This window comes from Caulobacter sp. HMWF025, assembly GCF_003060965.1.
GTDB lineage: Bacteria > Pseudomonadota > Alphaproteobacteria > Caulobacterales > Caulobacteraceae > Caulobacter.
In genome coordinates this window covers 1-25,244 of sequence record NZ_QAII01000018.1, presented here as the reverse complement: position 1 = coordinate 25,244, position 25,244 = coordinate 1, and the positions used below count along the sequence as shown (strand labels likewise).

The following is a 25,244-nucleotide window of genomic DNA, read 5'->3' as shown; positions in this document are numbered from 1 at the left end:
CGCCCTGACCGTGACCCTGGAGCGGCCGCCGAAACCGCTTGCCCGTCGGGTGTCGCCGTCGGTGAGTGTTTCCGGTCCGGAGGCCCTGCCCGTGCCCGCGCGACCCAGGCCCCGCTTGCCGGCCCTGCCGGTCCCCCCCGGCGTCGCCACCCTGCCGACCCGCCCGGCCATTGGCACGGGAAGCCATCCTGCCCCCCTGCCCGAAGGTCCGGGCGGCGATCTCCGCACGGCCCTGAGGTCCAGCGGTGTCGGCTGCGCCAATGCCCGGGCCGTCGGCCTGAACCGGCGCGAGCAGGAGCGGTGCGACGAGCGCTGGGGGGAAACCGCACGCCGGGCTCCGCTCTATGTCGAGGCCCCGATGGACCCGGCCAAGCGGGCGGCCTTTGACCAGGTCGCCGCCGCCCAGGCCGCCGCCCGTCGCTATCGCGAGGCCCCCATGGGCCCCGGGGTGGATCACCGCAGCCGCGACGGCCCCGGTCAGGCCAAGGAGATCCCCTTCGTCATGGGAAACATGGACGGGCTCGGCCGGGTCAAGTCCGACGAAAGCCTCGGGATCAAGCGGGGCCATTAGGCCCAGAGACAGAAAAAGGGCCCGGGATTGCTCCCGGGCCCTTCCGTCTTGTCAGCCTTGAAGCAGAGCCTATTCGGCGTCGGCCAGGGCGATCGCCTCGGGAAGCGGCTCCATAGCCTCTTCGCGCTGCTGGGCCAGCTGCTCGTCGCGCTTGGCGGCGACGCGCTGCAGGCTGCGCAGATAGGAACCCGTGCCGGCGGGGATCAGGCGACCCACGATGACGTTTTCCTTCAGGCCTTCCAGGGTGTCGGTCTTGCCGTGAACCGAGGCTTCGGTCAGCACGCGGGTCGTTTCCTGGAACGACGCGGCCGAGATGAAGCTCTTGGTCTGCAGCGAGGCCTTGGTGATGCCGAGCAGCACCGGCTGGGTGGTGGCCGGACGGCCACCGCGCGAGATGGCGCGGTCCTGCTCGATGTAGAACTCGGGCTTGTCGAGGTGATCGCCCTTGATCAGACCCGTGTCGCCCGGCTCGAGGATCTCGACCTTTTGCAGCATCTGACGAACGATCGTCTCGATGTGCTTGTCGTTGATCGGCACGCCCTGCAGTCGATAGACCTCCTGGATTTCGTCCACGAGGAAGTTGGCCAGGGCCTCGACGCCCAGGATGCGCAGGATGTCGTGCGGATCCGGGTTGCCGTCGATGATGTACTCGCCGCGCGCGATGAAGTCGCCATCGTGCACCGCGATGTGCTTGCCCTTGGGGATCAGGAACTCGACCGGTTCGCCCTGGTTGCCGTCAGCGTCGACTTCCGGGGTGATCTTGATACGGCGCTTGTTCTTGTAATCCTTACCGAATTCGACACGACCGTCCATTTCCGCGATCACCGCGCAGTCCTTCGGACGGCGGGCTTCGAAGAGTTCGGCAACACGCGGCAGACCGCCGGTGATGTCGCGGGTCTTGGCGCCTTCGGTCGGGATCCGCGCGATGACCTCGCCCGGCTTGACCATGTCGCCGTCAGCCACCGAGAGAATGGCCCCGACCGACATCAGGTAACGAGCCTCGCCGCCATTGGCCAGGCGGACATAGGAACCGTCCTCACCCAGCACGCCCATGGCCGGACGCAGGTCCGAGGCGCGGGCCGAGGTCCGCCAGTCGGCGATCACGCGCTGCGCGATACCGGTGGCTTCGTCGGTTTCCTCGCGGACGGAGAAGCCGTCCACCAGGTCTTCGGCCCGGATGCGGCCCGCGACTTCGGTGATGATCGGGGTGGTGTAGGGGTCCCAATCGGCCAGACGCTGACCGCGCTTGACCTTCTCGCCGTCCTTGATCTTCAGGCGCGCGCCGTACGGCGGCTTGTAGTTCTCGCGCTCCTTGCCGTCGACGAGGACGCTGACGGCCGTGTTGCGGCTCATGACGACCAGGAAGCCGTCTGCGCCGGTCACGGTGGCACCGGTCACGCGGACCGTACCATCGTTGCTGCTTTCGAAGAACGACTGCTCGGCCACCTGGGCGGTACCGCCGATGTGGAAGGTCCGCATCGTCAGCTGGGTGCCGGGCTCGCCGATGGACTGGGCGGCGATGACGCCGACCGCTTCACCGATGTTGACCGGGGTACCACGGGCCAGGTCGCGGCCGTAGCAGGCGCCGCAGACGCCGACCTTGGCTTCGCAGGTCAGGACCGAACGCACCTTCACCGACTGGACCGCAGCGGCTTCGATGGCGTCAGCCATGTTTTCCGTCAGGTAGGTGTCAGCCGGAACGACCAGTTCACCGGTCGCAGGATCCTTGACGTCCTCGGCCGTGAAGCGGCCCAGGACGCGGGTGCCCAGCGAGACGAGGACGTCACCGCCCTCGACCACGGCCCGCAGGGTGATGCCCCGGGTGGTGCCGCAGTCTTCCTCGACGATGATGCAGTCCTGCGCGACGTCGACCAGACGACGGGTCAGATAGCCCGAGTTGGCGGTCTTCAGCGCGGTGTCCGCGAGGCCCTTACGAGCACCGTGGGTCGAGTTGAAGTACTCCTGAACGGTCAGGCCTTCCTTGAAGTTCGAGACGATCGGGGTCTCGATGATCTCGCCCGAAGGCTTGGCCATCAGACCGCGCATGCCGCCCAGCTGCTTCATCTGGGCTTGCGAACCACGAGCGCCGGAGTGGGCCATCATGTAGATGGCGTTGATCTCTTTCTCGCGGCCGTTCTCGTCCAGATGCTTCATCTGAAGCTCGGCCATCATCTCGTCGGCGACGCGGTCGGTAGCCTTGGCCCAGGCGTCAACAACCTTGTTGTACTTCTCGCCCTTGGTGATCAGGCCGTCAGCATATTGCTGCTCGTACTCTTCAGCCAGGGTGCGGGTTTCGGCGACGATCGCCTCCTTCCGCTTCGGGATGATGATGTCATCCTTGCCGAAGGAAATGCCGGCCTTGGCCGCTTCCTTGAAGCCCAGACCCATGATCTGGTCGGCGAAGATCACCGTCGCCTTCTGACCGCAGTGGCGATAGACCACGTCGATCAGATTGCCGATCTCCTTCTTGGTCAGCGCCTTCTCGATCAGTCGGTGACCGATCGCGGTGTGCTGCGGCAGCAGGGCGGCGATCTTCATCCGGCCCGGCGTGGTGTCGATCACGCGACGGCGGACGACGCCGTCGGCGTCCATTTCCGTGAAGCGCGACTTGATCTTGGCGTGTAGCGAGACGACGCCGGCGTCCATGGCGGCTTCGATCTCGGCGATGTCGCTGAAGATCTTGCCTTCACCCGGCTCACCGTCACGCGCAACCGACAGATAGTACAGGCCCAGGACGATGTCCTGCGACGGCACGATGATCGGGCGACCGTTGGCGGGCGACAGGATGTTGTTGGTCGACATCATCAGGACGCGCGCTTCCAGCTGGGCCTCGAGGCTCAGCGGGACGTGAACGGCCATCTGGTCGCCGTCGAAGTCGGCGTTGAAGGCGGCGCAGACCAGCGGGTGCAGCTGGATGGCCTTGCCCTCGATCAGCTTCGGCTCGAACGCCTGGATGCCCAGACGGTGCAGGGTCGGCGCGCGGTTCAGCATGACCGGGTGTTCGCGGATCACCTCTTCGAGGATGTCCCACACCTGGGGCTGTTCGCGCTCGACCATGCGCTTGGACTGCTTGACGGTGCCCGACAGGCCCTTGGCGTCGAGGCGCGCATAGATGAACGGCTTGAACAGCTCGAGCGCCATCTTCTTGGGCAGGCCGCACTCGTGCAGCTTCAGGTCCGGACCCACGACGATGACCGAACGGCCCGAATAGTCGACGCGCTTGCCGAGCAGGTTCTGACGGAAGCGACCCTGCTTGCCCTTCAGCATGTCGGCCAGCGACTTCAGCGGACGCTTGTTGGCGCCGGTGATGACGCGACCACGACGGCCGTTGTCGAACAGGGCGTCGACCGACTCCTGCAGCATCCGCTTTTCGTTGCGGATGATGATGTCGGGCGCGCGCAGCTCGATCAGGCGCTTCAGGCGGTTGTTCCGGTTGATGACCCGGCGATAGAGGTCGTTCAGGTCGGAGGTGGCGAAGCGGCCGCCGTCCAGCGGCACCAGCGGACGCAGTTCCGGCGGGATGACCGGAACCACCGTCAGGACCATCCACTCGGGACGGTTGCCGGACTCCGAGAACGCTTCAAGGATCTTGAGGCGCTTGGAGAACTTCTTCTGCTTCATGTCCGACACGGTGCCGGCCAGCTCTTCGCGCAGGCGGTCGGCTTCCTTGTCGAGGTCGATCGCCTTGAGCAGGTTCTGGACGGCTTCAGCACCGATTTCGGCGGTGAAGCTGTCGTCGCCGTACTCTTCCTGGGCGCGCATGTAGTCGTCTTCCGACAGCAGCTGGTGCTGCTTAAGCGGGGTCAGGCCCGGCTCGGTGACGATGTAGTATTCGAAGTACAGGACGCGCTCGATGTCCTTCAGCGGCATGTCGAGCATCATGGCGATGCGCGAGGGCAGCGACTTCAGGAACCAGATGTGGGCGACCGGCGAGGCCAGTTCGATGTGGCCCATGCGCTCGCGACGGACGCGGGCCAGGGTGACTTCAACACCGCACTTTTCGCAGATGATGCCCTTGTACTTCATGCGCTTGTACTTGCCGCACAGGCATTCGTAATCCTTGGTCGGGCCAAAGATACGGGCGCAGAACAGGCCGTCACGCTCGGGCTTGAACGTGCGGTAGTTGATGGTCTCGGGCTTCTTGATCTCGCCGAACGACCACGAGCGGATCTTTTCCGGCGAGGCGAGCGAAATACGGATCTGGTCGAAGGTCGGAGCGGCCTGGACCGGATTGAAGATGTTCAGGACTTCCTGGTTCATCTTGGTTCCTTCTGCGGGACTACCCGCGAAAATTCTTGAGACAGAGAGCGGCGATCGAAGACCCCTCCCCCGCGATTACGCGGAGGAGGGAGAGGTTCGGATCAGCTGTTCTCCAGCTCGACGTTCAGGCCGAGCGAGCGCATTTCCTTGACCAGCACGTTGAAGCTTTCGGGGATACCGGCTTCGAACGTGTCGTCGCCACGGACGATCGACTCGTAGACCTTGGTGCGGCCGGCCACGTCGTCGGACTTCACCGTCAGCATTTCCTGCAGGGTGTAGGCCGCGCCGTAGGCTTCCAGAGCCCACACTTCCATTTCCCCGAAGCGCTGACCGCCGAACTGGGCCTTACCACCCAGCGGCTGTTGCGTGACGAGGGAGTACGGACCGATCGAACGGGCGTGGATCTTGTCGTCGACCAGGTGGTGCAGCTTCAGCATGTAGATGTAGCCGACCGTGACCGGACGCTTGAACTGGTCGCCCGTCTGGCCGTCGAACAGGATCGACTGGCCTGAAGGGTTGAGACCGGCCATGCGCAGGTGGTCCTCGATGTCGCCGATGCGGGCACCGTCGAACACCGGCGTGGCGATCGGAACGCCCTTGCCGAGGTTGCGGGCCAGTTCCAGCAGGCCTTCTTCGGTGTCCGGCAGTTCTTCGTCCGGGCCGTAGATCTCGGTCAGACGCTCGACGAGCGCTTCCTTCTGACCACCGGCCTGCCAGTCTTCCATCAGGGCGGTGATCTGCTTGCCGAGACCGGCGCAGGCCCAGCCCAGGTGGGTTTCGAAGATCTGGCCGACGTTCATGCGCGAAGGCACGCCCAGCGGGTTCAGAACGACGTCGACGTGCGTCCCGTCGGCGAGGAACGGCATGTCCTCGATCGGCAGGATGCGCGAGATGACGCCCTTGTTGCCGTGACGGCCGGCCATCTTGTCGCCGGGCTGAAGCTTGCGCTTCACGGCCACGAAGACCTTGACCATCTTCATCACGCCCGGGGGCAGTTCGTCGCCGCGCTGCAGCTTGTCGACCTTGTCCTCGAAGCGACGGTCCAGACGCTTGCGGTTCTCGTCGAACAGACGGCGCAGGCTTTCCAGCTCGCCCATCGCCTTCTCGTCTTCGAGGGCGATCTGCCACCACATGCCGGGCTGAACCTCAGCCAGGCCTTCAGCGGTGATCTCGCCGCGCGACAGGCCCTTGGGACCCGACAGCGCCACGTTGCCGATCAGCAGTTCGCGCAGACGACCCGAGATGTTGCGGTTCAGGATCGCGAATTCGTCGTCGCGGTCCTTGCCCAGACGGTCGATTTCCGAACGCTCGATGGCCAGGGCGCGTTCGTCCTTGTCGACGCCGTGACGGTTGAACACGCGCACGTCGACGATGGTGCCGGCGACGCCCGGGGGCAGGCGCAGGCTGGTATCGCGGACGTCCGAGGCCTTTTCACCGAAGATGGCGCGCAGGAGCTTTTCTTCCGGCGTCATCGGGCTTTCGCCCTTCGGCGTCACCTTGCCGACCAGGATGTCGCCCGGCTGGACTTCGGCGCCGATGGCCACGATGCCGGCTTCGTCGAGGTTGCGCAGGGCTTCCTCGCCGACGTTCGGGATGTCGCGGGTGATTTCTTCGGGGCCGAGCTTGGTGTCGCGGGCCATGACTTCGAATTCCTCGATGTGGATCGAGGTGAAGACGTCGTCACGGACGATGCGCTCGGAGATCAGGATCGAGTCTTCGAAGTTGTAGCCGTTCCAGGGCATGAACGCGACGAGCGCGTTGCGGCCCAGGGCCAGTTCGCCCAGCTCGGTCGAGGGGCCGTCGGCGATGATGTCGCCGGCGACGATCTTGTCGCCCACCTTCACCAGCGGGCGCTGGTTGATGCAGGTCGACTGGTTCGAGCGCTGGAACTTGCTGAGACGGTAGATGTCGACGCCCGAACGGGCGGCGTCGGTCTCTTCCGTGGCGCGGACGACGATACGGGTACCGTCGATCTGCTCGACGACGCCGGTGCGCTTGGCCACGACCACGGCGCCGGAGTCACGGGCGACCACGGCTTCCATGCCCGTGCCGACCAGCGGCGCGTCGGACTGCACCAGCGGCACGGCCTGACGTTGCATGTTCGAGCCCATGAGGGCGCGGTTGGCGTCGTCGTTTTCCAGGAAGGGGATCAGGGCCGCGGCCACCGAAACCACCTGACGCGGCGACACGTCCATCAGGTCGACCATCTCCTTTTGCAGGAGCGTGGGTTCACCGTTGATCCGGCCGGGGACCAGGTCGTCGACGATCTCGCCGTTCAACACCTTGATGTTGGACTGGGCGATGACGTGCTTCGACTCTTCCATGGCCGACATGTAGACGACCTCGTCGAGCGGCTTGCCGTCGGCGACGCGACGGTAAGGGCTCTCGATGAAGCCGTACTTGTTGACGCGGGCATGGGTGGCCAGCGAGTTGATCAGACCGATGTTCGGGCCTTCCGGCGTTTCAATCGGGCAGATGCGGCCGTAGTGGGTCGGGTGAACGTCGCGGACTTCGAAGCCGGCGCGCTCGCGGGTCAGACCGCCCGGGCCGAGCGCCGAGAGGCGGCGCTTGTGGGTGATTTCCGACAGCGGGTTCGTCTGGTCCATGAACTGCGACAGCTGCGAGGAGCCGAAGAATTCGCGGACCGAGGCGGCGGCCGGCTTGGCGTTGATCAGGTCGTGCGGCATCACGGTGTCGATGTCGACGGACGACATGCGTTCCTTGATGGCGCGCTCCATGCGCAGCAGACCGACGCGGTACTGGTTTTCCAGAAGTTCGCCGACCGAACGCACCCGGCGGTTGCCGAGATTGTCGATGTCGTCGATTTCGCCGCGACCGTCGCGCAGGCCGACCAGCAGCTTCAGGACGGCCAGCACGTCTTCCTTGCGGAGCACGCGCATCTCGTCCGAAGCGTCCAGCTCCAGGCGCATGTTCATCTTCACGCGGCCCACGGCCGACAGGTCGTAGCGCTCGGCGTCGAAGAACAGCGACTTGAACATCGCTTCAGCGGCTTCAACGGTCGGCGGCTCGCCCGGACGCATGACGCGGTAGATGTCGAACAGGGCGTCCTCGCGGACGGCATTCTTGTCGACGCGCAGGGTGTTGCGCATGTAGGCGCCGACCGTGACGTGGTCGATGTCCAGCACGTCGATGGTGCTGAAGCCCTGATCGGCCAGGGCCTGGATCGAGGTCACGTCCAGCTCGTCGCCGGCTTCGGCGTAGATTTCGCCGTTCTCGAAGTTCACCGCATCGCGGGCCAGATAACGGCCGGTCAGGGCTTCGGGGGCCAGCAGCAGGGTCTTCAGACCGCCGTCGGCCAGCTTCTTGGCCTGGCGGGCGGTGATCTTGGTGCCGGCCGGAGCCACTTCTTCACCCGTGTCGGCGTCGACCAGGGCGAACTCCGGCTTCACGCCGCGCCAGCGCTCGGGCTTGTAGGGGGTGGCCCAGCCGCCTTCGCGCTTTTCGAACGGGACGACGTCGTAGAAGGTCGTCAGGATTTCTTCGCCGTCCATGCCCAGGGCATAGAGGAAGGTGGTGGCGGGCAGCTTGCGGCGACGGTCGATGCGGACATAGACCACGTCCTTGGCATCGAACTCGAAGTCCAGCCACGAGCCGCGGTACGGGATCACGCGGGCAGCGAACAGCAGCTTGCCCGAGGCGTGGGTCTTGCCCTTGTCGTGGTCGAAGAACACGCCCGGCGAACGGTGCATCTGCGAGACGATGACCCGCTCGGTGCCGTTGACGATGAACGTACCCTTGTCGGTCATGAGCGGGATATCGCCCATGTAGACGTCCTGCTCCTTGATGTCCTTGACGGAGCGGGCGCCGGTTTCTTCTTCGGTTTCGAACACGATCAGGCGCAGCTTGACCTTCAGCGGCGCCGCGAAGGTCATGTCGCGCTGGATGCACTCTTCAACGTCGTACTTGGGCTCTTCGAATTCGTACGAGACGTATTCGAGCACCGCGCGCTCGTTGAAATCCTTGATCGGGAAGACCGACTTGAAAACAGCCTCGATCCCTTCGTCGCGGCGCTGGCCCGGACGGACCTCGCGCTGAAGGAACTGCTCGTAGGAAGAGCGCTGAACCTCGATCAGGTTCGGCATCTGCACAGCTTCGGGGATGCGACCGAAAGACTTCCGGATTCGCTTCTTGCCGGTGAAGGATTGCGCCATGTTTTTTCCCTGCGGCGCGGACGGAGTCCGCGCGTGAATTCGTTTGATCCTGCGTCCACCCTCGCCGCCCCCGCCTGAAACGGGAGCGCCGGACGCTGGAATTCCCCTGTCAGGCGACCGGGACCGGTGAACCTGGCGGGCGCCCCTTCGCGCTGGTCGGAGGGCGGCTGACCGCGCCTCGGGGCGTAACATGCGGACACGCGCGTGCGCGCTCCGCCGAATGTCTTCGTGAGCCGGCGGATATAGGCCAAGCCCGGAGCGATGGGAAGAGGGAATGTTGAGATTTTGTCTACGCCCGGTCGAGCCCGCTCAGGCCACCGGCTCAGGCCCGCCAGAGCCCCACCGTCCCGCCGGGACCGCCCAGCACCCCGGTCTTGCGGTCGATCAGACGCGCGACATTGTAGGGCTGGGCCGTGAGGCGCTCGAAATGGCCGCCGTCACGGCTGGCCAGGGCGCCGGACAGGCCCGTGGCCAGCACCGTCGCCCCGGTCGTGGCGATCGAGGACAGATAGCCGGGCGGGGCGTCGACGGCCTGGAAGGCCTCGCCGCCGGGGGCCAGCCAGGCCAGATTGACGCCCTTCGCCGTCGGGGCCTTGAAGTCGCCGCCGCAAACCCAGAGCTCGCCGTGCGGACCGAAGGTTAGGGCGAAGGCCCCCTGGCTCGGGCTTTCGGCGGGAATCGGGGTCTCGAAGATCTGGAACCGCTGCAGGCGGCCGTCGCGCGACAGAAACACCCGGGCCCGGCCGGCCCCGCCGGTGCAGAAGGCCAGCTGCCCCTTGGGCCCCAGGGCCAGACAGCCGTTGCTGGCTGCAAAGGCCGCCTCCCCGGCCGCCGGGGCCGGGATCAGGCCCTGCGGCGCACGGCTCCAGCTGGCCCCGCCGTCGCGGGTGATCAGCAGGGTAAAGCCCTCGCCGGTCGGATCGCCGAGGATGTAGCCGGTGCGGCCGTCGCGCGCGAAGACCAGGGCGTCCCAGAACCCGTCCGGATCGCTGTTGGTCACCTCGGCCGCCCAGGTCCGCCCGCCGTCGCGGGTCCGCCACAGCTGCGAGGCGGTGCCGGGACCGGCGCTCATCGCCAGGACATGGTCGGCGTCAAAGGCGTGCAGGCCCCGAAAGTCCAGGCTCTCGGCCCCGCCCGGCCGGACAACTGCCAGGCTGCGTCCCCGGCCACCCTGATAGAGCACGCCGTTCGACCCGCTGGCCCAGTAGCCGTGCCGGATGATCGAGAGGCCGCGCAGCTGGCTGACGGCACCGGGCTCGAGCATCTCGACATGGCCGGCGCTCCGCACCCCGGCCACAGACGGGCCGGACAGGGCCGGCACTACGAGAGCGGCCGCCGATCCCGTCAGGGCGGTACGGCGGGTCAGGTCGGGCAGAATCATGGCTCGGCTCCTTCGCCCCCTGATCCTAGACCCAATCCGGCCCGCCGCGCTGCAGCCTAGGCCTTCAGCAGCCCCAGAAGGGCTTCAGCCGCCGGTCGCGACGAGGCCGGGTTCTGGCCGGTGACCAGCTGGCCGTCGGTCTGGACGAACGGTCCCCAGTCCGGTCCCTTGGCATAGATCCCGCCCTTGGCCTGCAGCATGTCCTCGACCAGGAACGGCACGACCTTGGTCAGGCCGACGGCCTCTTCCTCAGAATTGGTAAAGCCGGTTACGGCCTTGCCCGCGACGAGAGGCTGGCCGTCCGGCCGCCGGACATCACGCAGGACGCCGGGGGCATGGCAGACGGCGGCCACGGGCTTGCCCGCCGCCACGAAAGCCTCGATCAGGGCGATCGAGTGCGGGTCCGTCGCCAGATCCCACAGCGGGCCGTGGCCCCCCGGATAGAAGACACCGTCAAAGTCTTCGGCCTTCACGCCGGCCAGCGGAACCGTGTGGTCCAGGGCGGCCTCGGCTTCCGGATCGGCCTTGAAGCGGCGGGTATCGTCGGTCTGGGCGTCGGCGGCGTCACTCTTGGGATCGAGGGGCGGCTGACCGCCGGCCGGCGAGGCCAGGACCAGCGTCGCGCCCGCGTCCTTCAGCGCATAGTAGGGCGCGGCGAATTCCTCCAGCCAGAAGCCGGTCTTCTTGCCGGTGTCGCCAAGGCGGTCATGGGAGGTCAGAACCATCAGAATGTGCATGGGAGCCCGATACGTTTTGAAAAGGGGGCGGCTCGATAAGGGAGCGAACCTGGCTACCTAAACCCCCGAGACCACGAGACGTTGCGCGGCCCTCTCTGGCCCGTGTGCCGCTAGCGGCCGAAGTCGGGTTGCGCTTGGCCGCCCGGGGGCGCGAGATCAAGCGATGGGAGGGACCAATCGGGCCGCGTCGCCGGCCCGCAGGGCCTGGCGCACGCCGGCGATCAGGCTCTCGGGCGTGATCGGCTTGGAGATGTGGAGATCGGCCCCCGCCTCCGTGCCCTGAAGCCGGTGCTGCTCCATGGCGTTGGCGCTGAGCAGCGCGATCGGCGTGCGGACGCGGGCCGGATCGGCGGCTTCCACCGCGCGGAAGGCGCGGGTAGCGGTGAGCCCGTCCATCACCGGCATCTGCATGTCCATCAGCACCAGGTCGAAGATCTGCCGCTGGAAGCACTCAAGGCCCAGATGGCCGTTCCCCGCGATCTCGAGCTCCACATGATGTGGCGCGAGCATCAGGGCCACGATCTCCTGGTTGATGTCGTTGTCCTCCACCAGCAGGATCCGCAACGCCGGCCCATCGGCCAGACTGACCGCCTCGGGGGCGCTCGCCGCCTCGGCGGAGGCCGAAGCGATGCTGGCGTCGGCGGCCGGCCGCGCCAGCGGAATATCAAAGCTGAAGGTGCTGCCCACTCCGGGCCGCGACCGCACCTGGATGTGGCCGCTCATCAGATCCACCAGTTGCTTGCAGATCGACAGGCCGATGCCGGTGCCGCCGAACCGCCGGGTGATGCTGTTGTCGGCCTGACTGAAGCGATCGAACAGGCTGGCGGCCAGGCTCTCATCGAAGCCGATGCCGGAATCCTGCACCGCCACGCGCAGGCGGCTCAATGCCGACGACGTCGCGTCCGGCTCGACGTCCACTGTCAGGCTCACCTCGCCCTCGGACGTGAACTTGATGGCGTTGGACAGGAGGTTGGCCAGAACCTGCTGGAGGCGCAGCCCATCGCCCAGGAACAGGCCCTGCGCCGCCTCGCTCAGTCGCAGGGTGAAGGCCACGCCCTTCTCGGAGGCGCGAACGCCCATCAGGTTGGCGATGCCCCGAATGCAGACTTGCAGGTCGAAGGGTCGGACCTCGATGGTCATAAGGCCGGATTCGATCTTGGCCAGATCCAGCACGTCGGAAACCAGCCGCTCGAGGAGTCGGCCGGAGCTCTCGATCATGCCCAGCATGTCACGCTGGTGGGCAGACAGGGGCGTTGTCGCCAGAACGCCGGCGACGCCGACCACCGCGTTGAGCGGCGTGCGGATCTCGTGCGACATGTTGGCCAGAAAGTCGTCCTTGGCCTTGCTGGACGCCTCCGCCGCCTCGCGCGCCGCATCGGCCTCGCGCCGGGCCTTGAGGATCTCGGCCTCGTACTTGCGGCGATCCGATGCCGGGAACACAGCCAGCCGAATGCCGACCTGCTCGCCGTCCCGTTCGCCGATCAGCTCCGCATTGAGGAGGACCGGCACCCGGGTACCGCTGGCCGTGACCAGGTCGAAGGCAACCTCGTCCACCCGCCCCTGCATCCTCACCAGCGGCGCGACATGCGTCTCGAAATAGATCCGCCCGGCCACGGTGAGCAGGCCGGGAAAGCCCGTCGCACCGATCATCGACTCGGGCGATCGCCCCACCAGTCCGCTGAAATAACGATTGCAAGCCGTCAGGACATTGCCCGCCCCCAGCACGGCCAGACCGCACGGGGCCAGGTCGAACAGCGCGTCAAGTGTAGGGGCAGCAGCGGTGGGAAGGGAGTGCGGCAAGCGTTTCCCTAACCGGCGCGCGGGCCGCGATCGTCCAGATAGGATCGAATGGCTGCGATCGTCGCTTCGGGGGCGCTCAGGTGCGGACAATGGCCGGTGGCGTCCAGCGTCGTCAGGACGCTGCGGGCAATGGCGGCCTGGACATAGCGGCCCACCACGGGCGGGGCGATGCTGTCTTCCAGGCAATCGATGATCATGGTCGGCGTCGCCACTGCAGCCAGATCCGCGCGGGAGTCCGACAGGAAAGTGACGCGAGCAAACTGCCGGGCGATGTCGGGATCGGTGCTGCAGAAGCTGTTCGACAGCTCTTCCGCCAGTTCCGGCCGGTCGGGATTGCCCATGATCACCGGGGCCATGGTCGTGGACCAGCCCAGGTGGTTGGCGTCGAGGAACTCCAGGAGCTCGTCAATATCGGCACGGGCAAAGCCGCCGACATAGTCCGCGTCGTCGATGTAGCGGGGCGATGGGCAGATCATGATCATGTCGCCGAACAGGCCGGGCCGGCGCGCGGCGGCCAGCACGCCGATCATGGCGCTGACCGAATGGCCGACAAAGACCACATCCTTCAGGTCCAGCGCTTCGCACAGGCCCACGACATCGTCCGCATAGCCGTCGAGCGAAGCATACTTGTCACGATCATAGGCCGACAGGTCCGAACGCCCTGCCCCGATATGGTCAAACACGACGGTCTTGAACTCGGCCGCGAAGGCCGGCGCAACCAGACGCCACATGTTCTGGTCACAGCCGAAACCGTGCGAAAACACCATCGGCCGCAGGCCCTGGCCCGAGATCTGAACCGCGTGCTTCTCGACAAGGGTCACGCCATTCTCCTTGTCAAATCTGGCTGAAGGAACGCGGATCGCCAGTTTGTCAGGCTTTGCCGTCTGGTCAAGGCTTCGCCGGTGCTCCGGACCGGCAACGAAAAACGGGCCCGGAGGTCTCCCTCCGGGCCCGCTCTTGTGGTCCAGTCCCGGCCGAGACCGGGGCAAGTCCGTTCGCCGAAGCGAGCGGTCTTACTTGATCTGGATGGTCGCGCCGGCTTCGGTCAGCTTCTTGGCGATCTCTTCGGCCTGGGCCTTGGAGACGTTCTCGACGACGTTCTGCGGAGCGCCTTCGACCAGGTCCTTGGCTTCCTTCAGGCCGAGGTCCGGACGGACGCCGCGGACTTCCTTGATCACGTTGATCTTCTTGTCGCCACCGGCGGTCAGAACAACGGTGAACTCGGTTTGCTCTTCAGCAGCTTCAACCGGAGCAGCGGCCACGGCAGCGGCGGCGGCGACCGGAGCGGCGGCCGAAACGCCCCACTTTTCTTCCAGCATCTTGGAGAGCTCAGCAGCTTCCAGGACCGACAGGGTGGACAGTTCTTCAACCAGCTTTTCGAGCTTGGACATGTTCAGTTTCCTAAAACGAATGAGGGATGTACGCGGAGATGACCGTTAGGCGGCGTCTTTGGTCGCATAAGCGTTGAAGACGCGAGCAAGTTGGCCAGCCGGGGCCTGCAGGACGCCAGCGATCTTGGTCGCCGGAGCCTGGATGAGGCCGATAAGCTTGCCACGGATCTGATCCAGCGACGGCAGCGTGGCGAGCGCCCGCACCGCAGCTTCGTCCAGAACCGTCGTCTGGCCCAGAATGCCACCGACGAGCTTCAGCTTGTCGTTTTCCTTGGCGTACTGGGTGACGATCTTGGCGGCGGAGACCGGGTCCTTGCCGAAGGCAATGGCGACCGGGCCGGTGAACAGGGCGTCGCCCGCTTCACCGATCGAGCCACCGAGGGCCTTCTGGACCAGGGTGTTCTTCACCACCTGGAACGTGCCGTCTTCCTTGCGGAGGCGGGCACGCAGTTCAGTCATTTCCGCAACGGTCATGCCCGAATAATGGGTCACGACGACAGCGCCGGCGCCGGCGAATACGCTTTTCAGCGCCTCGATCGACTCCTGCTTTTGAGCGCGGTCCATTGCGGTCTCCTACTCAGTTACAGCGGCCGGACCATTCCGGCAGCCAAATGCCACAAACGCGAGGGATCGCTCCCGCACGCGAGTTGCATCAGCCTGTTCCAAGGAAAGTCAGCCGCGCGTCCCATCCGTTTTCAGGAGGAAATAGCGTGGGCTTGTCCATCCCTGTCTCCCGACGGCGAGGAAGGGCTCTTCCTCATTTACGGCGTTGGTGACCCCACGCCCCGCTGTTCACAAACAGGTCTTCGCCGGGCGAGCCCGACGGAGAAGGTGGCGCGTATAGACGGTTTGGGGGGGAAGTTCAACAGGGGTCGACGCGAACCGTCCGGCGCAGTCCGAAAACCGCGCCGGGGCCGGGTCGCTCAGGCGGCGGTCAGCGCGCCGTCGACGGTATAGAAGCCGCCGTTGCAATAGGTCGCGTCGTCCGAGGCCAGGAAGGCCACCAGGCCCGCGACTTCTTCGGGCGTGCCATAGCGCTTGGCCGGCACCGCGTTGCTGATCAGGTCATGGGCCAGCTTGGGGTCGCCCGACTGGCCAGTATTGATCGACTGCATCATCCGGCTCTCGATCGGGCCGGGATTGACGCAATTGACCCGCACGCCCTTCGGGGCCGCTTCGACCGCCGCCACGCGGGTGACGCCGATCACGGCGTGTTTGGAGGTGCAGTAGCCGGCCATGCCGACCGCACCGGTCAGGCCGGCGACGCTGGAGGTGTTGATGATGCTGCCCGATCCCTGGGCGTACATCACCGGCAGGACATGTTTCAGCCCGAGGAACACCCCGGCCACATTGACGCCCAGCACCTTCATGAAGGCGTCCAGCGGATAGGATTCGATCGGCTGGACCGGGCCTTCGATGCCGGCATTGTTGAAGAAGACATCGATCCGGCCGCACTCGGCCCGGGCCTTCTCGACATAGGCCGCCACCGACGCCTCGTCGGTGACATCGGCCTCGGCCGTGACCAGCCGGGTGTCCCCGGGCAGGGCGGCTTTCAGTCCGGACCAGTCGGTTCCGGGCATGTCGACGGCGACGATGGTCGCACCGCGCTCGGCCATCAGCCGTGAGGTCGCCGTGCCGATCGCCCCGGCTGCGCCGGTGATAACGGCGATCTTGCCTTCAAGAGCTCGTGTCATGGACCATATCCTCGCTGCGACAGGGAACCCGTCGACACCCTAAACCGTATCGGTCCCCGGATCGTTGCATCAAGACCCGGATCGGCGAAGTGGCCGTTTGCCGAGGCGCGCGAGCTCTTGCCCGCCACGGGCTGCAGCCCCACAAACCAGCCGGGTTCCGTCACATCATGCCAAGGCCCGTCCAGGACGGCAGAACGGTCTCCGCGAAGGCCTTGGCCTGAGCCTCCAACGCCTGACGGGCGGCGTCGGCCGAGAGCGGCTGCCCGCCCGAGAGCAGGGCCTGTCCCTGCTCGGCGAGGCTATTGACCGCAAACTGCGCCCAGTCTGAAGGCCCGCCCCCATGGCGCTGCTGGGCCAGCCAGAACACCTGATCAAAACGCGCCGCCTTGATCGCGCCGCCGGTCACCGGTGACGCCAGGAATCCGAGATCCTTGGCCTCGGCCGCCCGCCGGGCCAGTTCGAGATTGAGGGCCTTTGCCGTCCCGGCGCTGCGGGCTGCGGCCGCGGCGGTCTGGGTCGGGGCAATGGCACCCTGGCTGAGCAGGAGAAGCAGCGTGGTGGTCAGGGCCTTTTCCCCCTTGCCGTCCGGCAGGAGGGCTTCGAGCTCGCCCAGCGAACAGGGCTGGCCACTGCTGAGGGCCTCCATCACGGCCTCATGGTCGCTCCCGCCCAAGGCGATCTCGGCGTAAGCCCCGCGCGCCTTGTCCAGGGGCGCGCCGGGTGGGCCCGTCAGCACGACGCGCTGGTCCAGCAGCGCCCGGCGGCAGTCGGTGGCGGGGACCTGACTGGCGCCGCGCAGCCAGTAGTCGCGGCGGAACTGGGCCTGGACGGCGAAATCGCGGAAGGTCTCGCGCAGCGTGGAGTCCGGCAGGCTGCTCAGGAAGTCCATCATGTCCGGCGACAGGTTCAGCGCGTCGATGTGATCGGACATGTAGGCCGATGTCGCGAACGAGAGTTTGGCGGCTGACAGCCGTTCCTCGACCTCGGCAAACCACATCGGCACCCAGTCACGGTTCATATACTCATGAACCAGGTACTGGCGGTCCTGACGCATGATGGACTGGAGCCGGTCGACGACATTCGAATTGATCCGCGAAAAGACGGGATCCAGGGCAAAAAAGCGCTGCATCGTCTGCAGGGCCGCATCAAGATTGGCCGCAGCGCCCAGGCCCGGTGCCCCCAGGGTCTCGGCATGGCGCTTCATCAGGTGGCGCAACGGGCCCGCCACCGCCCACCCCGGCTGCGCATTGTAGGAGATGTAGACCAGCCCGCCGGGCTTCAGCTTGCGGCGGAGGAAGTCGACAATCCGCGCCCGCGCGGCGTCATTGACCCAGCTCCACACCCCGTGCAGGGCCACGAAGTCGAAATCGGGCAGGTCAGGACGCGCCGCAAACTCGTCGAAGGAGTCATCGAACAGGCGGGCGTCAGCGCCACTCGCGGTGACCAGATCCCGCGCGAACACGGCATGGGCCGGCGCGAAGTCGCAACCCCACCACGCGATATCGCTCTGGGTGGCGGCATGCACGGCCGCCGCGCAGCCCTGACCAAAGCCCAGCTCACACGCCGTCTCGATTTTCGGGACCCGCAAGCCTTTCAGCAGCAGCGGCAAGGCTGCCCGGACGGGATTCAGCTCGGGATAGACCCCAAACGTGTAGCCGCTCTCGACCACATAGCCGGCGCTCCAGTCTTGGTTCATGGGTCGTCACGATTCTTCCAGCAAACCCGGGCGGGTCGTTCCTGATGACCAGGACGGGGCGCGCAGCCTGCCCACCCTTGGGAGCGGATCGGCTGGAGTCCCTTGTCCGGGGCCTCTTATGACGCTCGTGCCGTGGTCGAGGCGGCAGGAAAGCGAGCCAACGCCGGCTCGATCCGGCTCAGTTAACCAGCAGCCGGTCGGGCCGCACAAGGAGGCTTTTGCGGCCGCCCCCGGCAAGTCCCTGTGCCTACTTCAGCCCGTCCTGCGCCAGGGTATGGGCCACCACCGCATTGGCATGGCCGTGCCCCAGGCCGTGCTCGGTCTTGAGCAGGGCCACCAGGTCCATGTGCCGGGCCGGATAGGCCGCGCGGACCACGGCCTGCCAGTCGGCGATCGGGCGGCCATAGGTCTTTTCAATAGACGGGAAGTAGGACGCCGGGCCCTTCACCTTGTCATCCGGCATCCCGGTCCTCCTGTTCCAGTCGCGTCAGGGCCTGACGGGCCGCCGCCACCCCGGTGGCGAAACAGGCCTGCAGCAGATAGCCGCCCGTGGGGGCCTCCCAGTCCAGCATCTCGCCGGCCACGAGGATATCCGGCGCGGCCTTCAGCGCCAGTCCGTCCAGCGAGTCCAGGGTCAGGCCGCCGGCCGAGGAGATGGCCCGGTCCAGCGGCTGCACGCCCGTCAGGGTGACCGGCGCGGCCTTGATCGCCGCCGCCAGGGCCGCAGGGTCGGCGGGCAGGTCCAGGCCGTGGGCCTCACGCAGCAGATTGACCTCGACCGGCGACAGGTGCGCGGCCTTGCGCAGGAAATTGGCCAGGGATTGCCCCGCCCGCGGCCGGGACAGGCGCGCCGTCAGGGTTTCGAGCGACAGGTCGGGCCGAAGATCGATCTGCACCACCGCCCGCCCGGTCGCCGCGATGGCCTCCCGGGGGGCCGCGCCCAGGGCATAGACCGCCCCGCCCTCCAGGCCGTAGCGCGCGACCATGGCATCGCCGCGCGACGTGGTCTCACCCAGCCGCAGGGCGACATTCTTCAGCGGCTCGCCGGCGAAACGGTCGGCAAACAGCGGGCTCCAGCCGACATCGAAGCCGCAATTGGCGGCCTGGAACGGCGTGACCTCGACGCCCCGCGCGGCCAGCAGAGGGGCCCAGGCCCCGTCCGACCCGAGCCGCGCCCAGCTGGCACCGCCGAGGGCCAGGATGGTCAGGCGCGGGCGGACGGTCTCGACGCCGTCCGGCGTGACGAAGCTGAGGGCCCCGTCCGCCGTCCAGCCCTGCCATTCGGTCCGGGTGCGCAGCAAGACCCCCTGCCCCTCCAGCCGCGCCAGCCAGGCCCGCAGCAGCGGCGAGGCCTTCATCACCTTGGGAAACACCCGGCCACTGGCCCCGACGAAGGTCTGCCCGCCCAGCCCGTCGGCCCAGGCCCGCAGGTCGGCGGGGCTGAAGGCCGCCAGCATCGGGGCCAGGACCCGGGACGCGGCACCGTAGCGCTGCAGGAAGCGCTCAAGGTCTTCCGAATGGGTGAGGTTCAGCCCGCCGCGCCCGGCCATCAGGAACTTGCGCCCGAAGGTCGGCATCTTCTCGAACACGCTCACCGAGCGCCCGGCCGCGCTCAGCACGTCTGCGGCCATCAGCCCGGCCGGCCCGCCGCCGATTACGGCGACGTCGAGGGTGAGGGCGTCGCTCACGCGGGCTCGATATCGGTCAGGGAAAAATCGTCGCCCTTGAACAGCAGCGGCACGCCGTTGGTCCGCGCGCAGGCATAGGCGAAGCAGTCGCCCATGTTGAGCCGGGCCGGATGCACGCCCTTGCCGAACCGGGCGTGGGCTTGCAGGGCCAGTGACTGCTCTGCCTGACCAATGGGAAGGACGCGCGCGCCCGCCAACCTCTGAAGCTCGCCAAGCTTGAGCGAGGCCGTTGCAATGTCAGAGGACGTCTGGCGAGAGACGGCGCGGACAGCCTCCCAATTGGCGATTGCGGAGGTCGTCACTTCGATGGCATCGGCCAGTTTCTCACGGAAGGCCTCCGCCTCTGGCTCTTCCATCAGAATCGCCGTCCATGCCGAAGCGTCGACAAACATTAGTCGTCGTACATTTCGTCGAAGAACGCCTTGTCGGCCTTAAGTCCGGTGCGGGGCAAACTGGCGATCTCCGCCGAGATCGCCCGCATCTTGGCCAGTTTTTCGGCACGCGCCTGTTCGCGCGAAGCCAAGGCTTCGGCTGCGGCGAGTTTTACGGCCTCGGTAATGCCGAGCCTGGTCTTGTCAGCCAGTTCTCGCACCAGGGCGTCAGTCTCAGGATCTCGAACATGGAATGCCATCGGAGAACCTCCGTCTAGCTGAAACATAACATCGGCTAGCCGAGCTCGCAACGCGCGCCCCAAACGCAAAACGGGCGCTGGATCGCTCCAGCGCCCGTTCCGATAGTCAATGCCGAAAGGCTTAGGCGATCGACGAGGTGTCGACCTTGAAGCCCGGGCCCATCGTCGACGACAGGCCGATACGCTTCACATAGATGCCCTTGGCGCCCGACGGCTTCGAACGGTTCAGCGCTTCGATCATCGCCTTGACGTTGATCAGCAGGGCTTCGTCCGAGAACGAGACCTTGCCGATGCCGGCGTGAATGATGCCGGCCTTTTCGACGCGGAACTCGACAGCACCACCCTTGGCGTCCTTGACGGCCTGGGCGACGTTCGGGGTCACGGTGCCGACCTTCGGGTTCGGCATCAGGCCGCGCGGGCCCAGCACCTTACCGAGGCGACCGACCAGGGCCATCATGTCCGGCGACGCGATGACGCGGTCGAAGTCCATGAAGCCGCCGGCGATCTTTTCGTACAGGTCTTCGGCACCGACGTGCTCGGCACCGGCCGCGAGGGCTTCGGCAGCCTTGGCGTCCTTGGCGAAGACGGCGACGCGAACGTCACGGCCCGTGCCCGACGGCAGGTTCACGACACCACGGACCTGCTGGTCGGCGTGACGCGGGTCAACGCCGAGGTTGACGCAGATCTCGATCGACTCGTCGAACTTGGCCTTGGCGTTGGCCTTCACGAGGGCGATGGCTTCAGAAGCGGTGTGGGTGGCTTCACGATCGCCGGTCCACGCCTGAATGCGCTTGGGTTGCTTGGCCATGGTCTTAGGCCTCCACGATCTTGAGGCCCATGGCCTTGGCGGAGCCTTCGATGATCTTGGCCGCAGCCTCGAGATCGTTGGCGTTCAGGTCCTTCATCTTCTTTTCAGCGATCTCGCGCAGCTGGGTGCGGGTCACTTCACCGACGGTCTCGCGACCGGTCAGCTTGGCGCCGGACTTCAGGCCGGTAATCTGCTTCAGATAGTGCGTCGCCGGGGGCGTCTTGGTGACGAAGGTGAACGACTTGTCTTGGTACACGGTGATCACGGTCGGCAGGGGGGTGCCCTTTTCGACGTTCTCGGTGCGCGCGTTGAACTCCTTACAGAAGCCCATGATGTTGACGCCGCGCTGGCCCAGTGCGGGGCCGATGGGGGGCGAAGGCGTGGCAGAGCCGGCCTTCACCTGGAGCTTGATATAGCCCAGGATCTTTTTAGCCATTGTATCCTCTCAAGAAAATCCCGCAGGGGGATCTTCGCTGGTTGGCCGTGGTGCGGGCTTGGCGTCCCTCCCACGGATTTGAACCCGCCATAACGACGAGCACGCCCAGGGACCGAGTCCTTGGGCGAGGCGCGGCGTGTAGCAGGCCGGACCGGGCGAGTCCAGCCGGGCAAACCCGCCGGCTCCTGGCGCAGATGCCCGGCCCTGCCGAAGCTTCGGCCAGATGACACCGGTGGACAAAACGCCGGGCCGGCGGCATTTTCCCGACCAGACGCTCAGGCTGGCCGCCAGATGCCGCCGCTCCATCGGGGAAGACCCATGCCACGCCGCACCGTTTTCGCCGCCCTCGCGCCCGCTATCGCTCTTGGACTGACGGCCTGCACCAGTCTGCAGGCCCGCGCGGCCCCCGCCGAGGTGGTCGCCTTCCCCGGGGCCGAGGGCGCGGGCCGCCTCAGCCTGGGCGGACGCGGCGGGGCGGTGCTGCGGGTGACCAATCTCGACGACGCCGGTCCCGGCAGCCTGCGCGCCGCCGTCGAGGCCAAAGGGCCGCGCACCGTCGTCTTCGACGTGGCCGGCACGATCCAGCTCAAGACGCCGCTGAAGATCTCCGAGGGCCGCATCACCATCGCCGGCCAGACCGCGCCGGGCGGCGGCATCACCCTGCGCGACCAGACCCTGATCGTCTCGGCCGACGACGTGGTGATCCGCTTCATCCGCTCGCGCCTGGGGGCCGAGAGCAAGACCGAGGGCGACGCCATCTGGGTGGCCAGGGGCCGCCGCATCATCCTCGACCACGTCTCGGCCAGCTGGTCGGTGGACGAGACCCTGTCGGCCTCGGCCCGCTTCGACCCGCCGGAGAACGGCTTCTATGACCTGACCGTGCAGTGGTCGATCATCAGCGAAAGCCTGGCCAAGTCGATCCACGCCAAGGGCGACCACGGCTATGGCAGCCTGGTGCGCGGCGGGCGCGGCTCGAAAATCACCTTCCACCACAATCTGTGGGCCAACCACATGGCCCGCATGCCGCGCCCCGGCAATTATGACGGCCCGGACAAGGACCCGGTCGGAGCCTTCATCGAGTTCCGCTCCAACCTTTTTTATAACTGGGGCGGCAGCCATGCCGGCTATGATGCCGACAAGGCCGCCCTGGTGGCCTACAACTTCGTCGACAACGCCTATGTCAGCGGCCCCGAGACCCAGAAGCTGATCGCCTTCAACGAGAGCAACAGCCTGGCCAGGGCCTTCTTCGCCGGCAACAGCCTGAACGGCGAGATCCCGGCCGATCCGTGGAGCCTGACCAACGGCCTGCAGGTCGAGGGCTGGCGGCAGGCTGCGCCGATCGACATCGCCCCCGTCACCCCCGATCCGGCCGCCAGCGCCGCCGCGCGCATCCTGGCCGAGGCCGGGGCCTCGGTCAGCCGCGACGCCGTCGACCTGCGGGTGATCGAGGGCGTTAAAACCCGCACAGGCAGGATCATCGACACCGAGCAGCAGGTCGGCGGCTGGCCCACCCTCGCCTCCGGCAAGGCGGCCCCCGACACCGACGGCGACGGCATGCCCGACGCCTGGGAGCGCAGCAAAGGCCTCAACCCGGCCAGGCCCGACGGCGCGGCTTTGGCGAAGGACGGCTCGGGCTGGACCAATCTCGAGCTCTGGCTGGCGGACGCGGCGAAGGTGCGGGGTTAGGCAAAAGCCCCCTCGCCAAACCGTCACATCCGGGCGCTAAATTGGGCACATGACTCTCCTGACCCGTCGCGCCCTGACCACCGCCGCCCTCGCCGGCACCTTCCTGCCTGGCCTTGCCCGCGCCCAGGGCAAGAAGCCCATCGTCATCGGCCATCGCGGCTGCAGTGGCGAGCGGCCCGAGCACACGGCCCTGGCCTATGAGCGGGCCATCGAACAGGGCTGCGACTATATCGAGCCGGACCTCGTCCCGACCAAGGACGGCCATCTGGTGGCCCGCCACGAGAACGAGATCGGCGGCACCACCGACGTCGCCGCCCGTCCCGAATTCGCTGCCCGCAAGGCGACCAAGACCATCGACGGCGAAAGCATCACCGGCTGGTTCACCGAAGACTTCACCCTGGCCGAGATCAAGACCCTGCGGGCCCGCGAACGCCTGCCGCAACTGCGGCCGGCCAGCGCCGCCTTTGACGGCCAGGCCCAGATCCTGACCTTCGACGAGGTGGTCGCCATCGCCCGGGCCGCCACCCAGCGCACCGGTCGGACCATCGGCGTCTATCCGGAAATGAAGCACCCGGGCTATTTCGCCGCGATCGGCCTGCCGGTCGAAGGCCGGATGCTGGAGGCCCTCAAGCGCAATGACCTCAATTCGGCCGATGCGCCGGTGTTCGTGCAGTGCTTCGAGGTCGGCCCGCTGAAGACCCTGCGCTCGAAGACCCGCGCCAGGCTGGTGCTGCTGGCCGACGCCGAAGGCGGACCGGCCGACCTGCCGGGCGTCAAATATGCCGACCTGGTCACCGCCGACGGCCTCAAGGCCGTGGCCGCCTATGCCGACGGCCTGGGGCCGAACTGGCGACTGGTGGTCCCGACCGACGGCAAGACCCTGGGTGCCCCGACCCGTCTCGTCAGCGACGCCCATGCGGCCGGCCTGCAGGTCCATCCGTGGACGGTGCGGGCCGAGAACTATTTCCTGCCCGAGAGCCTGCGCCGCGGCGATACCCAGGCCGCCGACTATCTGGCCCGCCACGGCGACGCCGAAGCGGTCCTCAAGGCCCTCTACGCCGCCGGCGTCGACGGGGTGTTCAGCGACTTCCCGGCCCTGGCGGTTTCCGCGCGCGCTTGACCGCAGGCGCCTCGCCGACCGATGGTCGCTGAGGGCTTCCGGGGGAACGGGTTTTGCGCGCGATCATCTTTACCGCCGGGCTGATGGCCCTGGTGCCGGCCTTTACCCAGGCGGACGCCCCGCCCCTGCCGCCTCTGGCCACGACCCTGTGCTCGGCCGGTGCCCCGACGGGGGACGCGCCGGCGAAGGCGGTGAACCTGCTGCCGGGCTATGGCGGTGCCCGCTGGACGATCAAGACCGCATCGCCGGAGGCCCAGGCCTATTTCGACAACGGCCTGCAGCTGGGCCATGCCTTCGCCCACAAGGCCGCCGTCGCCGCCTTTGAAGAGGCCGCCCGTCGCGATCCGAACTGCGCCATGTGCCTGTGGGGCCAGGCCTGGGCCGGCGGGGCGACGATCAACTACACGGTCGATGCCGCCACCCAGGCGAAGATGGCCGCGCTGATGGTGCGGGCCACGGTGCTGGCCGCCGACGGCCCACCGGTCGAGCGCGCCCTGATCGCCGCCATGACCGCCCGCTATCAGAACGGCGGCGGTGCGGGCCCGGGCGACCTGGCCTATGCCAAGGCCATGGAGGCCCTGGCGGCGGAGCACGCCGATGACGACGAACTGGCGGTCCTCGCCGCCGACGCGGTCATGGTCCGGGCCTCGATGACCGGCGACATGAGCCCGATGCCCAGGGCGGTCGCCCTTCTGGAACGAGCGCTAAAGCGGTCGCCCGACAGCGCCGGCGGCATCCATTTCTACATCCATGCCACCGAGATGAGCGGCTTCGCCGGCCGCGCCGAGCCGTTCGCCGACAAGCTGCAGGGCGTCGCGCCGGCCGCCAGCCACCTCGTGCACATGCCCTCGCACACCTATTACTGGGTGGGACGCTACCAGGACGCCCTGACCTCGAACGCCAGCGCCGCGCGGATCGACGCGGCCAATGCCAAGGCCCAGGGTTTCGAGGGCGAGGACGGGGTCTTCAAGCTGTTCTACCACGCTCACAATGTGCAGTTCGGCGCGGCGGGGGCCCTGATGTCGGGCGACGCCGAGGGCGGTCTGGCCATCGCCCGCCCGTTCCTGGCCCATGCCAGAACCCTGACCGCCGACCAGGGCTGGGACCAGATGGTCGCCGGCACCGCCTATGCGGTCGAGGGGCGCTATGCCCCGGTCGAGGAGGTGCTGGCCC

Annotated in this window: 19 protein-coding genes and 1 pseudogene; 4 read left to right on the top strand and 16 right to left on the bottom strand. The window is 67.1% G+C overall.

Annotated features, from left to right (window positions below):
• Positions 1-571, top strand: a 571-nt coding sequence (locus tag DBR10_RS02400) for a hypothetical protein (protein ID WP_233243204.1), incomplete at its 5' end; no start/stop codon positions are given.
• Positions 572-640: 69 nt separating this feature from the next.
• Here DBR10_RS02400 and rpoC read toward each other — a convergent pair.
• The 16 genes from rpoC to rplK form a co-directional block, all read right to left on the bottom strand.
• Complete coding sequence (rpoC, locus tag DBR10_RS02395; RefSeq protein ID WP_108506109.1) at positions 641-4,831, bottom strand: DNA-directed RNA polymerase subunit beta'; 4,191 nt, start codon at positions 4,829-4,831, stop codon at positions 641-643.
• Between the two features lie 101 nt (positions 4,832-4,932).
• On the bottom strand, positions 4,933-9,003 hold the full coding sequence (gene rpoB / locus DBR10_RS02390; protein WP_108556113.1) for a DNA-directed RNA polymerase subunit beta: 4,071 nt from the start codon (positions 9,001-9,003) through the stop codon (positions 4,933-4,935).
• 322 nt (positions 9,004-9,325) lie between these two features.
• The gene (locus DBR10_RS02385; protein WP_108556112.1) at positions 9,326-10,384 is read right to left on the bottom strand and encodes a WD40/YVTN/BNR-like repeat-containing protein; all 1,059 of its coding nucleotides are present in this window, start codon (positions 10,382-10,384) and stop codon (positions 9,326-9,328) included.
• A gap of 56 nt (positions 10,385-10,440) precedes the next feature.
• Positions 10,441-11,109: a type 1 glutamine amidotransferase domain-containing protein gene (locus tag DBR10_RS02380; protein WP_233243202.1), complete on the bottom strand. Its 669-nt coding sequence runs from the start codon at positions 11,107-11,109 to the stop codon at positions 10,441-10,443.
• 168 nt (positions 11,110-11,277) lie between these two features.
• Positions 11,278-12,921 carry a PAS domain-containing hybrid sensor histidine kinase/response regulator gene (locus DBR10_RS02375; protein WP_108503789.1) on the bottom strand — a complete coding sequence of 548 codons (1,644 nt, stop codon included), beginning with the start codon at positions 12,919-12,921 and terminating at the stop codon, positions 11,278-11,280.
• A gap of 8 nt (positions 12,922-12,929) precedes the next feature.
• On the bottom strand, positions 12,930-13,742 hold the full coding sequence (locus tag DBR10_RS02370) for an alpha/beta fold hydrolase (protein WP_177486179.1): 813 nt from the start codon (positions 13,740-13,742) through the stop codon (positions 12,930-12,932).
• Positions 13,743-13,934: 192 nt separating this feature from the next.
• Complete coding sequence (rplL, locus tag DBR10_RS02365; protein WP_108556110.1) at positions 13,935-14,312, bottom strand: 50S ribosomal protein L7/L12; 378 nt, start codon at positions 14,310-14,312, stop codon at positions 13,935-13,937.
• A 45-nt stretch (positions 14,313-14,357) separates the two neighbouring features.
• On the bottom strand, positions 14,358-14,876 hold the full coding sequence (gene rplJ, locus DBR10_RS02360; protein WP_108503790.1) for a 50S ribosomal protein L10: 519 nt from the start codon (positions 14,874-14,876) through the stop codon (positions 14,358-14,360).
• Positions 14,877-15,235: 359 nt separating this feature from the next.
• Positions 15,236-16,006 (bottom strand): SDR family NAD(P)-dependent oxidoreductase, encoded by a 771-nt coding sequence (locus tag DBR10_RS02355; protein WP_108487555.1) that lies wholly within the window; start codon positions 16,004-16,006, stop codon positions 15,236-15,238.
• A gap of 160 nt (positions 16,007-16,166) precedes the next feature.
• A complete protein-coding gene (locus DBR10_RS02350) occupies positions 16,167-17,702 on the bottom strand; it encodes a class I SAM-dependent methyltransferase (protein WP_108556109.1) in 1,536 nt (511 codons plus the stop codon).
• Positions 17,703-17,949: 247 nt separating this feature from the next.
• Positions 17,950-18,165, bottom strand: coding sequence for a DUF4287 domain-containing protein (locus tag DBR10_RS02345; protein ID WP_108503791.1), 216 nt, complete (start codon positions 18,163-18,165; stop codon positions 17,950-17,952).
• Positions 18,155-19,390, bottom strand: coding sequence for a TIGR03862 family flavoprotein (locus tag DBR10_RS02340; RefSeq protein WP_108556108.1), 1,236 nt, complete (start codon positions 19,388-19,390; stop codon positions 18,155-18,157). The genes DBR10_RS02345 and DBR10_RS02340 overlap by 11 nt, the downstream gene beginning before the upstream one ends.
• Complete coding sequence (locus DBR10_RS02335) at positions 19,387-19,782, bottom strand: type II toxin-antitoxin system VapC family toxin (protein WP_108487838.1); 396 nt, start codon at positions 19,780-19,782, stop codon at positions 19,387-19,389. Before DBR10_RS02335 ends, DBR10_RS02340 begins: the two co-directional genes overlap by 4 nt.
• A complete protein-coding gene (locus DBR10_RS02330; RefSeq protein WP_108487839.1) occupies positions 19,782-20,021 on the bottom strand; it encodes a type II toxin-antitoxin system VapB family antitoxin in 240 nt (79 codons plus the stop codon). Before DBR10_RS02330 ends, DBR10_RS02335 begins: the two co-directional genes overlap by 1 nt.
• A gap of 121 nt (positions 20,022-20,142) precedes the next feature.
• Positions 20,143-20,829: a 50S ribosomal protein L1 gene (rplA, locus tag DBR10_RS02325; protein WP_108487840.1), complete on the bottom strand. Its 687-nt coding sequence runs from the start codon at positions 20,827-20,829 to the stop codon at positions 20,143-20,145.
• 4 nt (positions 20,830-20,833) lie between these two features.
• Positions 20,834-21,265: a 50S ribosomal protein L11 gene (gene rplK / locus DBR10_RS02320; RefSeq protein WP_007661528.1), complete on the bottom strand. Its 432-nt coding sequence runs from the start codon at positions 21,263-21,265 to the stop codon at positions 20,834-20,836.
• Between the two features lie 318 nt (positions 21,266-21,583).
• Between rplK and DBR10_RS02315 the strand changes: the two genes are divergently transcribed.
• From DBR10_RS02315 to DBR10_RS02305, 3 genes and pseudogenes are all read left to right on the top strand, one after another.
• Positions 21,584-22,951: a pectate lyase gene (locus DBR10_RS02315; RefSeq protein WP_108503792.1), complete on the top strand. Its 1,368-nt coding sequence runs from the start codon at positions 21,584-21,586 to the stop codon at positions 22,949-22,951.
• Between the two features lie 49 nt (positions 22,952-23,000).
• Positions 23,001-24,071, top strand: a complete 1,071-nt coding sequence (locus DBR10_RS02310) for a glycerophosphodiester phosphodiesterase (protein ID WP_108503793.1) — start codon at positions 23,001-23,003, stop codon at positions 24,069-24,071.
• Positions 24,072-24,124: 53 nt separating this feature from the next.
• Positions 24,125-25,244 (top strand): annotated as a pseudogene (locus tag DBR10_RS02305) (MDM20/NAA25 family protein); the annotation flags it as partial.